Genomic DNA, 12,725 nt, shown 5'->3' with positions numbered 1-12,725 from the left:
TTGTCAAAGTGAAACAGGCTCTGTGGTCCTGGCCGGCAGGCCATGGTCCGCGTCGAGGAGGTGGGCGTGGGCCGAGGGCGGGTGTTCCTGGAAGCCCGGCAGACGTCGGGCCTGCTCCAGCAGGGCCTGCACCAGCGCTTCGGTGCGCTGCTGCTGGGCCGGTGCCACCGGGCGGGTCGGCAGGGTGATCACGCCAAAGAAGAAAGGCACCTCTGTGTCCAGCGGGCGCACGGCCACGGCGGCCGACTGCAGGCCGTGCGGGGTCAGCGGCTCCAGCACGGCCACGCCCAGCCCGGCCTGCACCAGGGCCAGCGCGCTGGCCGAGGCATTGGTTTCGATGAGTGCAGGCTGCTGCGTCGGTCCCAGCGCGTGTTCCAGGCGATGGCGCAGCCGGTAAGGGTTGCCCATGGTGATGAGCCGGCGCTGCCCCAAGGCTTGCAAGGGCACCACCGCGAGCCGGGCCAGCTCATCGTCGGCCGGCAACACCGCCACGCAGGGCAGTTGCCCGATCCAGTGCACCTGCAGGCCCCGGTGCTCCAGGGGCAGGCTGCACAGGCCAAGATCGACCTCGCCGCCCAGCACCGCCTGCAGCACCTGCTCGGGCACGCTGGTGCGCAATTGCAGCGGGCTGGGGCCCAGGCCTTGCTCCAGGTGGGCCAGGGCGGGGGGCAGCAGGCCCAGGGCCAGGGCGGAGGTGGCAGCCACTTCCAGGGCCGGCAGCTCGCGGCTGGCGATCTGGCGCGCCCGTTCACCGACCTGGCGCAGGCCGGCCAGGGCCCGTTCCACATCGCCGCGCAGGCCAAAACCGTGCTCGGTGGGCGTGACGCGGGGGCCATGGCGCTGGAAGAGAGGGTGGCCGATTTCGGCCTCCAGCTCCTGGATCAGCCGGGTGACGGCTGGTTGCGAACGCGCCAACAAGCGTGCAGCACCGGTGATGCTGCCGCTGGACATGACGGCCGAAAAGGCCTCGAGGTGGCGAGTTTCCATGCCAAGAATCTACATTGCGCATTAATGCAGGTCAATCATTCAATATTTATATGCTTATGAGCTGAGCGCGCTAGAGATGCCGGTGGCCTGCTGCAACGCGCCCTTGGTCGAGGCCACCGGGCCTGGCCCCGGGCAAAAACGCGGGCCCGTGACCCAAATCACGCGGGCGAGGGCGCAAAAATGGGCGCTGTGGCCTGCTGCACCGTGGAAGAGGAGTGCGCTCGGGTAACATCGTGCCCCGCGGATCATCCGGACCGAAGCCCTGCGGGGTGCTGTCGGTCCCATGCCATCAAGCTGCCTGCGGCGCCCCCGTGGCGACAGGCCGAACAGGGTTTCTCGTGCGTCTCAATTCAATCAAGCTATCAGGGTTCAAGTCGTTCGCCGAGCCGACCAACTTCCTGCTGCCCGGGCAGTTGGTGGGGGTGGTGGGCCCGAACGGCTGCGGCAAGTCCAACATCATGGATGCCGTGCGCTGGGTGCTGGGCGAAAGCAAGGCCAGCGAGCTGCGCGGCGAATCGATGCAGGACGTGATCTTCAACGGCACGACCACGCGCAAGCCGGCCAGCCGCTCCAGTGTCGAGCTGGTGTTCGACAACATCGACCACCGCGCCGGCGGCCAGTGGAACCAGTACGAAGAGATTGCCGTCAAGCGCGTGCTGACGCGCGACGGCAACAGCAGCTACTACATCAACAACCAGCCGGTGCGGCGCAAGGATGTGCAGGACGTGTTCCTGGGCACCGGCCTGGGGCCGCGCGCCTACGCCATCATCGGCCAGGGCACGATCAGCCGCATCATCGAATCCAAGCCCGAGGAACTGCGCCTGTTCCTCGAAGAGGCGGCCGGGGTGTCCAAGTACAAGGAACGCCGCCGCGAGACCGAAAACCGCCTGTCCGACACGCGCGAGAACCTGACCCGGGTCGAAGACATCCTGCGCGAGCTCAACGCCAACCTCGACAAGCTGGAGAAGCAGGCCGAGGTGGCGCGCAAGTACAACGCGCTGCAGAGCGATGTCACCCTCAAGCAGCACCAGCTGTGGTTTCTGAAGCGGCGCGAAAGCGAGGCCGATCAGGCCAAGGTGCGGGCCGACGCGGCCCAGGCCGTGAACGACCTCGAATCGCGCACCGCCGACCTGCGCCACATCGAAGCCGATCTGGAAACCATCCGCCAGGCCCATTACGCCGCGGGCGACCAGGTCAACCAGGCCCAGGGCGCGCTGTACGAGGCCAGTGCCGAAGTCGGCCGCCTGGAGGCCGAGATCCGTTTCGTGGTGGAAGGCCGCCAACGGGTGGAGCAGCGCCTGGCCACGCTGCGCGAGCAGATCGGCCAGTGGTCGCTGCGCCGTGAAGACGCCGAAGCCCAACTGGAAACCCTGGCCGAGGACGACATCAGCGCCGAAGAAAAGGCCGAACTGCTGGCCGCCCAGGTTGAAGAGCAGGCCATGCGCCTGCCCGAGCTGGAAGACGCCCTGCGCCTGAGCCAGCAGCGCGCCAACGAACAGCGTGGGTTGGTCAGCCAGGTGCAGCAGCAGATCCAGGTGCTGGCCGCAGAGCAGCGCAGCCTCGATGAGCAAAGCCGCAGCCTGAACCAGCGCCACGACAAGCTCAGCACCGACCGCAAGGCGCTGGCCGCGCCCGACGAGGCCTTGCTGAACAGCCGCCGCGCCGAACTCGAAGAGGCCCAGGCCGTGGCCGAAGAGGCCGAGGCCCGCCTGCACGAGCTGCAGGAAAGCGTGCCCGCCCTCGATGAAGACCGGCGCCACCGCCAGCAGGCCGTGAACAGCGAAAGCGCGCGCCAGGCCGACCTGTCGGCCCGCCTGGAGGCCCTCAAGGCCTTGCAGGAGAAGGTGCGCACCGACGGCAAGCTCAAGCCCTGGCTGGCCAAACACGGGCTGGACCACCTGCAGGGCCTGTGGAACCGGCTGCACATCGAAGCCGGCTGGGAAAACGCCCTGGAAGCCGCCCTGCGCGAGCGCCTGGGCGCCCTGGAGGTCTCACGCCTGGAGCTGGTGCGCGGCTTTCTGGGCCAGGGCCCGGCCGATGCGCCGCCCACCCGCCTGGCCTTCTTCAGCCCGCCGACCGCGGCCGTGCCCGCACCGGCCGGTGCCTGGCCCCGCCTGTCGGATCTGCTGCGCCTCAACGATGCCGGCCTGAGCGCCTTGCTGGCCGACTGGCTGCACGGCTGCTACACCGCCCCCAGCCTGGACGAAGCCCTGGCCCAGCGGGCCAGCCTGAAGCCGGGCGAGGTGGTCTACGTGGCCGGTGGCCACGCGGTGTCGGCCCACGGCGTCACCTTCTATGCCCCCGACTCCGAGCAGGCCGGCCTGCTGGCCCGGGCCCAGGAGATCGAAAACCTCGACAAACAACTGCGTGCCCAGGTGCTGCTGGGCGAAGAGGCCCGCAGCGCCCTGGTGCGTGCCGAGGCGGCCTACGCCGATGCCTCGCAACGCCTGGTCGCCGTGCGCCGCGAGGCCGCCGAGGCCCAGGGGCGCCGCCACGAGCTCGAAGTGGAAACCCTGAGGCTGAGCCAGCAGGCCGAGCAGGCCCGCCAGCGCAGCGAGCAGTTGCAGGCCGACCTGGCCGAGGTGGATGCCGCCCTGGAAGAACTGCAGGAGCGCCGCATCACCGCCGAGGCCCGTTTCGAGGAGCTGGACCTGCAACTGGCCGACACCCAGGAGCGCCATGCCCAGCTCGACGAACGTGTGATCGAAGCCGAGCGCAAGCTGGCCGAAAGCCGCGAGCAGCAACGCACCCTGGAGCGCCAGGCCCAAGAAGCCACCTTTGCCCGCCGCTCGCTCGAAGCGCGGCGCGGCGAGCTCTCGCGCACCATCGACACCGCCCGCCAGCAGGCCGAAAGCCTGGTGGCCGAGCAGCAGCGTGCCCACGACGAACTGGCCCGCCTGTCCGACGCCGCCGCCCAGGGCGGGCTGCAGGATGCCCTGCACCTCAAGCTGGAGCGCGAGAAGAACCTCGGGGCCAAGCGCAGCGAGTACGACGACCTGACCACCAAGCTGCGTGCCAGCGACGAAATGCGCCAGAAACTGGAGCGCGAACTCGAGCCGCTGCGCCAACGCATCACCGAGTTCCAGCTCAAGGAGCAGGCCGCGCGCCTGGGTTTCGAGCAGTACGAGGGCCTGCTGGCCGATGCCGGGGCCGATCTGGCTGCCGTGGCCGCCTCGATCGAGCAGGGCGCCGTGCGCCTGACCGGCCTGCAGTCCGAAATCGACCGCCTGAACCGCGAGATCGCCGCCCTGGGCGCGGTCAACCTGGCCGCGCTCGAAGAGCTGACGGTGGCGCGCGAGCGCAAGACCTTCCTCGACGCCCAGTCGGCCGACCTGACCGAGGCCATGAACACGCTGGAAGACGCCATCCGCAAGATCGATGGCGAAACCCGCGAGCTGCTGGCCGGCACTTTCAACACTGTCAACGAGCATTTCGGGCGCATGTTCCCCGAGCTGTTCGGCGGCGGCAATGCCAAGCTGATGATGACCGGCGAGGAGATCCTCGACTCGGGCGTGCAGGTGCTGGCCCAGCCGCCAGGCAAAAAGAACCAGACCATCCACCTGCTGTCGGGGGGCGAGAAGGCCCTGACGGCCATCGCCCTGGTGTTTGCCATCTTCCAGCTCAACCCCGCGCCGTTCTGCCTGCTCGACGAGGTGGACGCCCCGCTGGACGACGCCAACACCGAGCGCTATGCCAAACTGGTGGCCAGCATGAGCAAGGAAACCCAGTTCCTGTTCATCAGCCACAACAAGATCGCGATGGAAATGGCCGAACAACTGATCGGCGTGACCATGCAGGAGCAGGGCGTCTCGCGCATCGTGGCGGTCGACATGGAGTCGGCCCTCTCAATGGCCGACCACGCCTGACCCCGCCCAGAGACTCAGGAACCCCAAGCAACCATGAGCAATTTGCAAATCAGCCTGGCCATTGCCGGCGGCGCCATCCTGGCGGCGGTGGTGGCCTACAACACCTGGACTTCGCGAAAGAACGAACCGCGCAAGCCCGAGCCCGAACCCGACAGCCAGCACGCCGGCACCGACCTGACCGACCCGCTGGCCCGCCGCGAGCCCGGCCTGGATGCGGCCCTGGTCGACCCGCTGGAGCCTGCCCAGGCAGGGGCAGCCCCGACCGGCCTCGGCGTGCCGCTGCCCGTGCCCGAGCGCAAGCCCGGCCTGGATTCGCTGATCGACGTGATCGCCCCCATGACGCTCGAGGGCGTGGTGTCGGGCGATGCCGCGCTGGCCGCCTCGCCGCACACCCGCCGCGCCGGCAGCAAGCCCTTTGCCATCGAGGGCCTGAACGAGTCCACCCAGCACTGGGAAACCCCCGTGCCCGGCCAACGCTATGGCGCCTTCCAGGCCGGCGTGCAACTGGCCAACCGCACCGGGGCGCTCAACGAGATCGAGTTCTCCGAGTTCGTGATGAAGGCCCAGGCCTTTGCCGATGCGGTGAATGCCTTGCCCGAGTTCCCCGACATGCTGCACGAGGTGGCCCGCGGGCGCGAACTGGACCAGTTCGCCAGCGACCACGACGCCCAGCTGACCTTCAGCCTGCGCGCCCGCCAGGCTGCCTGGAGCCCCGGCTATGTGCAGCAGAACGCGGCCCGCCTGGGCTTTGTGCCCGGCGTGATCCCGGGGCGCATGGTGTTGCCCTCGACCGTGGCTGGCCTGCCGCCCATGCTGGGTCTGACCTACGACGCCCAGGCCGCCATGGCCGACGACCCCGAACAATCGGCCCTGCGCGACATCTCGCTGCACCTGGACGTGCCCCAGGTGCCGCGCAGCGAGCAGCCTTTCCGCCAACTGCGCCAGGTGGCTCAGGCCCTGGCCGAAGCCATGGACGGCGTGGTCACCGACCAGAACGGCAACCTGATCCCCGACCAGGCCATGGACGCCATCGGCGTCGATCTGGAGCAGCTGTACGACGCCCTCGACAGCCGCGACCTGGCCGCCGGCTCGCCCCAGGCGCGGCGTCTTTTCAGCTAAGTCCTTTCAGCTAAGTCCTTTCAGCTAAGTCCTTTCAGCTGAGCCGATCAGCCCTGCCGCCGGGCTATTGCAGGGCTGCATTGATGCAGCTTCTGGCCAGGCCGGCCCTCACCGGTCTCTGGTGGCTTGCATGCTGTTCTTCCCGCCGCGCCCGCGGCGCCTGCCGAAGGACGCATTCCATGCCTTTGCCCACCCCCTCAGCCACATCGGTCGACCTGCCTGATTCCCTGCTCACCGACCTGAGAAACCTGATCGATGGCTCCAGGCAACGCGCTGCGGCAGCGGTCAACATCGAGTTGACTTTGTTGTATTGGTCTGTTGGGCAAAGAATCCATGCCCATGTGCTGGTGGGCCGACGTGCGGAATACGGGCAGGAGGTACTGCCCAAACTGGCCCTGCAGTTGGTGCGCGACTATGGCCAGAGCTTTTCTGAAAAGAACCTGCGCCGCATGGTGCAGTTTGCAAGTCAGTTCAGCGATGAAAAGATTGTCGTATCGCTGATACGACAATTGAGCTGGACCCATTTCATTGCCTTGCTGCCCCTCAAAGACCCGCTGCAACGTGATTTCTACGCCCAGATGGCCTGCACCGAACGCTGGAGCGTGCGCACCTTGAGAGGGCGCATCGATTCGATGCTGTATGAACGCACCGCCTTGTCGCAGCAGCCGGCAGCGCTGATCGAACAGGAGCTGACAAGCCTTTGGCAGGAAGAAGGCCCCGCCGCTGCGTTAGGATGGGTGGCCGCTTGGGCGATGGCCTGAGCCGTGGCCGGGCAAGCCGGCACCAAGCCCTGAGCCGCCCCCATCTTGTATAGAATTTTTGCCGCATGCGGCCCAGCGTCTGGGCCCGCCGCCGGACGTTTTTCATGACCACCCTTGACCCGAACGGGGCTGCCACGGCGCCCGCGGACGCCGCCACCGTGGCGCAGGCCCAGGCCTTGCGCGAGCAGCTGCACCACCATGCCCACCGCTACTACGTGCTCGATGCACCCGAGATCCCGGATGCCGAGTACGACCGTCTGTTCCAGGCCCTGCAGGCCCTGGAGGCGGCCCACCCCGAGCTGCTGACGCCCGATTCGCCCACCCAACGCGTGGGCGGGCGTGTGCTCGATGCCTTTGCCAGCGTGCGCCATGCCGTGCCCATGCTCAGCATCCGCACCGAGACCGACACCGAAGCCAGTGGCGCCGAAGCCTTTGACGCCCGCATCCGGCGCGAGCTGGGCCTGGGGGAGGGCGGCGAGCTCGTCGAGTACGTGGCCGAACTCAAGTTCGACGGCCTGGCCATGAACCTGCGCTACGAAGCCGGTGTGCTGGTGCAGGCCGCCACCCGGGGCGATGGCGAACTCGGTGAGGACGTGACCAGCAACATCCGCACCATCGGCCAGATTCCGTTGCGCCTGCCAGCCAGCGCCCCCGCGGTGCTGGAGGTGCGCGGTGAGGTCTACATGCGGCGCGCCGACTTTGAACGCCTGAACGAGGCCCAGCGCGCCCGTGGCGACAAGCTCTTCGTCAACCCGCGCAATGCCGCGGCCGGGGCCGTACGGCAACTGGATTCGAACATCGCGGCGCAGCGGCCGCTGAGCTTTTTTGCCTATGGCCTGGGCGAGGTCACGCCGCCGGAGCAGGGCGGGCCGAGTTGGCAGACCCATTTCGAGATTCTGCAAACCCTGAAGTCCTGGGGCTTTCCGGTCGAGGCGCTGGACCAGACGGCCCGTGGCGCGGCCGAACTGGTGGCCTACCACCAGAAGATCGGCGCCTTGCGCGACCAATTGCCCTACGACATCGACGGTGTGGTCTACAAGGTCAACAGCCTGGCCCTGCAGCGCCGACTGGGCTTTGTCACCCGCGAGCCCCGCTGGGCCGTGGCCCACAAGTACCCGGCGCAAGAGCAACTGACCACCGTGCTGGGCATCGACGTGCAGGTGGGGCGCACGGGGGCCATCACCCCCGTGGCCCGGCTGGAGCCGGTGTTTGTGGGCGGCGTGATGGTGTCCAACGTCACCCTGCACAACCAGGACGAGATCGCCCGCCTGGGCCTGCTGGTGGGCGACACGGTGATCGTGCGCCGCGCCGGCGACGTGATTCCGCAGGTGGTGGCGGTGGTGACCGAGCGCCGCCCGGCCGAGCTGGACGTGGCGGCCGAGCCGCTGCCCGAGCCCTACAAGCGCTTTGTGATGCCCACCCAATGCCCTGTGTGCGGCTCGCACGTGATGCGCGACGAGGGCGAGGTGGTGGCCCGTTGCACCGGGGGCCTGTTCTGCAAGGCGCAGCGCAAGGAGTCGATCCGCCACTTTGCCAGCCGCCGCGCCATGGACATCGAGGGCCTGGGCGAGCGCCACATCGACAACCTGGTCGAGTACGACCAGATTCACAGCGTGGCCGACCTGTACGGCCTCACGCTGCAGCAGTTTCTCGACGTGAAGCGCCGGGTGGACGAGCGCGACGGCGTGGCTGCCGAGCTGCAAGGCCGTGACGAGGTGCCCACCAAGTGGGCGCAGAACATCCTGGACGGCATTGCCGCCAGCAAGCAGCGCCCGCTGGGCCGCTTTCTGTTTGCCCTGGGCATCCGCCATGTGGGCGAATCCACCGGCAAGACCCTGGCCGACTGGCTGGGTCGCCTGGCCTGGGTGCGGCGCGCGCCTTTACCCCTGCTGCGGGTGCTGCCCGACGTGGGCGATGTGGTGGCCACCTCGATCTATGAGTTCTTGCAGGAAGACCACAACCGCAAGGTCATCGACACCCTGATCGACCAAGGCGTGGTGCCGCCCGACACCGGCCTGCCCAACCCGGCACTGGCCGACAAGCTCAGCCTGCCCAGCCTGCTGGGGGCCTTGAAGGTGCCCAAGCTGACACCGCTGCGCGCTGAGCAGCTGGCCCCGCATCTGCAGGCCTTGGGCGATCTGCTGGACCCGCAGGGCGCCTGGCAGACCGCCGCCGATTTGCCGTCCGAAGTGCTCAAATCGCTGCAAGCCTTTGTGGCCGAGCCCGGCCAGGCCGACGTGCTGCAGGCCCTGGACCAGATCCGGGCCGAGCTGCTGGCCGCCTTGCCGGCCCCCAGCACCGGCCCGCGCTCGTCCCTGGCCGGCAAGACCGTGGTGCTGACCGGCACCTTGCCCACCCTGGGCCGCGACCAGGCCAAGGATCTGCTGGAAGCCGCCGGCGCCAAGGTGACCGGCTCGGTGAGCAAAAAGACCGACTACCTGGTGGCCGGCGCCGAGGCCGGGAGCAAGCTCGACAAGGCCCTGAGCCTGGGCGTGCCCGTGCTTGACGAGGCCGGCATGCTGAGCCTGCTGGCCCCGACCGAGGCGGGGCCGGAGCCCAAAACACCAGCGAAACCAGCGACACCCGCCGTGGCGGATGCTGCGCCGCCCCCTTCCGCCGAGCCCCCCCAGGGCGAACTGCCCTTCACCCTGACTGGAGACTGAACATGGCGATCCGAGACATCCTGAAAATGGGCGACCCGCGCCTGCTGCGCATCGCCCAACCCCTGGCCGAGGCCGACTTCGACAGCGACGCCCTGCACCTGCTGGTGCGCGACATGTTCGAGACCATGGCCGCCGTCAACGGCGCCGGCCTGGCCGCACCCCAGATCGGTGTGGACCTGCAGTTGGTGATCTTCGGCACCGACGCCCCCAACCCGCGCTACCCCGACGCCCCGCCTGTCCCCCGCACTGTGCTGTGCAACCCGGTGCTCACCCCGCTGGGCAACGAAGAAGAGCACGACTGGGAGGGCTGCCTGTCGGTGCCCGGCCTGCGCGGCGTGGTGCCCCGCTACAAACGCCTGCACTACCGCGGCCTGGACCCCTATGGCGACCCGATCGAACGCACGGTGGAGGGCTTTCACGCCCGGGTGGTGCAGCACGAGTGCGACCACCTGATTGGCAAGCTCTACCCCATGCGGGTGCGCGATTTCTCGCGCTTCGGCTTCACCGAGGTGCTGTTTCCGGGGCTGGACCCGAAGCAGGATGATTGAGTTCAATCGCAGAGAAAGCACAAGCTCATCGAACAAGGTTTTGGTTGGGCGAAGACGGTGGGTCTGACACGCCAACTGAAGCAACCTACAACCTGGTGCGCATGCGCACCTTGGGGTAAATGCGAGTGAAGGTTCCGAATTGAGCCAGAGAGCGTGAAAAGCTAGGCTCAAGTCGAGGACAAGCTGAACTTCTCGCCCTGAAATGCCAGGACGGGAGATGCTTGCACAGGCCTATAGACTTTAGGCCAGGGTTCACTTGCTACATCGAACTTCGCATGCATAGGCGGCCAGATTGAAAGCAGAGTGAGGAAGGATAATTCAACCCTATGAATGATCTCGACATCGCTCTTGTAGGGCAAACCTCGCTGCCGGGTCTTTGTCCTATCGCAGAGGCTGTGCAGCAACTCGCTACTGATTCGGGGCGTGATGAGCGAGGCGCGATCTTCACACGCAAAGAAGTCGTTGACTTCATGCTGGATCTCGTTGGCTACAGTGCAGACCAAGATCTAACCTCTGCCAGGTTGTTAGAACCTTCATTCGGTGGTGGCGAGTTCGTCGTCGCAGCAGTGGCTCGGCTTGTGGAGTCTTGGAAGAGGAGGGGATGTGTCGCGGACCTGGCAGCGTGCATCTATGCCGTCGAGCTGCATCAAAGCACCTTCGAGGCAACCAGGGAGTCGGTCAGGGCTAAGCTTAAAGAGCTTGGCTTTGAGGCGGCTGAGGCCGCGAGACTGACGCAGGCGTGGCTGCACTTTGGCGACTTCTTGCTTGCACCGATACCAGGTCGATTTGATTTTGTGGTCGGTAACCCACCCTACGTTCGCCAAGAATTGATTCCTGCGGCCTTGCTTGAGGAGTATCGCCGCAGGTTCTCTACCCTCTACGACAGAGCCGACCTCTATGTGCCTTTCATTGAACGATCTTTGAACTTGCTGGCTGAGAGCGGACAGATGACCTTCATCTGTGCCGATCGCTGGACCAAGAACAAGTATGGCGGTCCGCTGCGTGCCAAGTCTCCAGCGGGTTCTCATTGCGAGCCTTTGTCAATATGACTGAGACCCAAGCTTTTGACACCGATGTGGTTGCCTACCCGGCCATCACCTTGATCGAACGAGGCAGGACAACACAGCCGACCATGGTGGCGGAGAATCCTGCCATCTCACCGCCGATGTTGGCAGAGTTGGCTGGAGCTTTAAGAGGGCAGGTTGACTTGCCGTATGTCCGAATCGTTCCGAACGCAGTCCAAGGCAGTTCTCCATGGTTGCTGACCTCGGGCACCAAGCTCGACATCATTCGACGACTTGAGGCGAAACTGCCGACGCTGGAAGAGGTCGGGTGTAAGGTGGGCATCGGAGTTGCCACTGGAGCTGACCGTGCGTTTATTGCGCCCTTCGACGAACTCGACGTCGAGCCATCTCGAAAATTGCCATTGGTCACCACCAAGGATCTTGCCAGTGGGCACGTTGTCTGGAAGGGACTCGGTGTCATCAATCCTTTTGAAGATGATGGGACGTTGGTTGATTTGGCGAGGTACCCCAAGTTCGCCAAACACCTTGATACACATCGGGACGCTATTTCGCAACGCCACGTTGCGAAGAAAGCACCAGATCGCTGGTATCGCACAATTGATCGAATCACCCCTTCGCTTGCGGCTGTGCCCAAACTGTTGATTCCTGACATCAAGGGCGAGGCTCAGGTTGCTTACGATGCCGGCCATCTCTATCCCCACCACAACCTCTATTTTGTGACCTCAACAGATTGGAACCTGCATGCATTGCAGGCTGTTCTACTCTCCTGCGTCACCAGGGAGTTCATTCGATCCTATTCGACAGCCATGCGTGGTGGTTTCCTCCGCTTCCAAGCTCAATACTTGAGGCGGATTCGGATCCCTCGTTGGGCAGATGTCTCCGAGGAACTGCGGGCCAGTTTGATCCGGGCTGCAGAAGTGTTGGATCTGTCGGAGTGCAATGCGGCGGCGGCTAAACTTTACAAGCTCTCAGACGAGGAAATGAGGGAGCTCAAAGGCTGACACCAAAGGAGAATCATGCCGCTCGATCTTTGCGACTACGAAAACAAGGCCAAGCAGGCTATCAAGAATTTTTGGAGCAGTCGGGAGGCTGCAAAAGCCAAACAGGCTGCCTCCGGCAAGTCCGATCAAGGCGAGCGTGCAGGTGTCACGGCAGGCAAAAACATGGATGCCTTTGCTGAGTTGACCATTGATATTGTGAGGGCAAACGGCCTACCTCATGCAGACATTCACCTCAAGAGAAAAGCCCTGACCTTACCAGGCTATTTTCGACCGACGAAGCTGTGGGACCTATTGGTGATGGATCGTGGCCGCCTTATCGCGGCCCTCGAATTCAAGAGCCAGGTTGGGCCTTCTTTTGGCAACAACTTCAACAATCGGACCGAAGAAGCCCTTGGCACTTCGCATGACTTGAACGTGGCGTTTCGCGAGGGAGCGTTTGGAGAGCAGTCCCGGCCGTTTGTCGGCTGGTTGATGGTTGAATCGCCCCGGATTTTGAGGAGGCTCAACACTCTGAGAGGATTGAGCCATGAGCAAGTCGAACAAGTTCTCACCCGAGGTGCGTGAGCGCGCGGTGAGGATGGTGCAGGAGCACCGTGGGGAGTACCCGTCGCTGTGGGCGGCTATCGAGTCCATCGCGCCGAAGATTGGATGTGTGCCACAGACCTTGAACGAGTGGGTCAAGCGTGCCGAGGTCGATGCTGGCGTGCGTGAAGGCGTCACGACCGGCGAGGCCCAGCGGATGAAGGAACTGGAGC

At 65.5% G+C, this 12,725-nt stretch carries 10 protein-coding genes and 1 pseudogene; 10 read left to right on the top strand and 1 reads right to left on the bottom strand.

Annotated elements, in window-relative coordinates; translation table 11 throughout:
* Window positions 1-3: 3 nt before the first annotated feature.
* The gene (locus F624_RS0122145) at window positions 4-987 is read right to left on the bottom strand and encodes a LysR family transcriptional regulator (protein ID WP_019576554.1); all 984 of its coding nucleotides are present in this window, start codon (window positions 985-987) and stop codon (window positions 4-6) included.
* A gap of 338 nt (window positions 988-1,325) precedes the next feature.
* On the opposite strand from F624_RS0122145, the gene smc reads away from it, so the two are divergent.
* From smc to F624_RS0122105, 10 genes and pseudogenes are all read left to right on the top strand, one after another.
* Entirely contained in the window at window positions 1,326-4,853 is a 3,528-nt protein-coding gene (gene smc / locus F624_RS0122140; protein WP_019576553.1) for a chromosome segregation protein SMC, read from the top strand.
* Window positions 4,854-4,886: 33 nt separating this feature from the next.
* Window positions 4,887-5,972, top strand: coding sequence for a cell division protein ZipA C-terminal FtsZ-binding domain-containing protein (locus tag F624_RS0122135; protein ID WP_019576552.1), 1,086 nt, complete (start codon window positions 4,887-4,889; stop codon window positions 5,970-5,972).
* Between the two features lie 179 nt (window positions 5,973-6,151).
* Window positions 6,152-6,733, top strand: coding sequence for a DUF1016 N-terminal domain-containing protein (locus F624_RS0122130; RefSeq protein WP_019576551.1), 582 nt, complete (start codon window positions 6,152-6,154; stop codon window positions 6,731-6,733).
* A gap of 104 nt (window positions 6,734-6,837) precedes the next feature.
* On the top strand, window positions 6,838-9,396 hold the full coding sequence (ligA, locus tag F624_RS0122125; protein ID WP_084679606.1) for an NAD-dependent DNA ligase LigA: 2,559 nt from the start codon (window positions 6,838-6,840) through the stop codon (window positions 9,394-9,396).
* A gap of 2 nt (window positions 9,397-9,398) precedes the next feature.
* The gene (locus F624_RS0122120) at window positions 9,399-9,944 is read left to right on the top strand and encodes a peptide deformylase (protein ID WP_019576549.1); all 546 of its coding nucleotides are present in this window, start codon (window positions 9,399-9,401) and stop codon (window positions 9,942-9,944) included.
* A 6-nt stretch (window positions 9,945-9,950) separates the two neighbouring features.
* Window positions 9,951-10,063 (top strand): annotated as a pseudogene (locus F624_RS34955) (IS5/IS1182 family transposase); the annotation flags it as partial.
* Window positions 10,064-10,270: 207 nt separating this feature from the next.
* On the top strand, window positions 10,271-10,993 hold the full coding sequence (locus F624_RS35940) for an Eco57I restriction-modification methylase domain-containing protein (RefSeq protein ID WP_245573703.1): 723 nt from the start codon (window positions 10,271-10,273) through the stop codon (window positions 10,991-10,993).
* Complete coding sequence (locus F624_RS35935; RefSeq protein ID WP_245573702.1) at window positions 10,990-11,970, top strand: TaqI-like C-terminal specificity domain-containing protein; 981 nt, start codon at window positions 10,990-10,992, stop codon at window positions 11,968-11,970. The genes F624_RS35940 and F624_RS35935 overlap by 4 nt, the downstream gene beginning before the upstream one ends.
* Before the next feature lie 15 nt (window positions 11,971-11,985).
* The gene (locus F624_RS0122110; protein ID WP_019576548.1) at window positions 11,986-12,534 is read left to right on the top strand and encodes a PaeR7I family type II restriction endonuclease; all 549 of its coding nucleotides are present in this window, start codon (window positions 11,986-11,988) and stop codon (window positions 12,532-12,534) included.
* Window positions 12,497-12,725: transposase (locus tag F624_RS0122105; RefSeq protein WP_031255849.1), on the top strand; the 229-nt coding region annotated here is incomplete at its 3' end. The genes F624_RS0122110 and F624_RS0122105, both read left to right, overlap by 38 nt.

The organism is Curvibacter lanceolatus ATCC 14669 (assembly GCF_000381265.1).
Lineage (GTDB): Bacteria > Pseudomonadota > Gammaproteobacteria > Burkholderiales > Burkholderiaceae_C > Curvibacter > Curvibacter lanceolatus.
The sequence above is the reverse complement of the archived record's forward strand: the minus strand, read 5'-3'. Positions and strand labels throughout refer to the sequence as shown.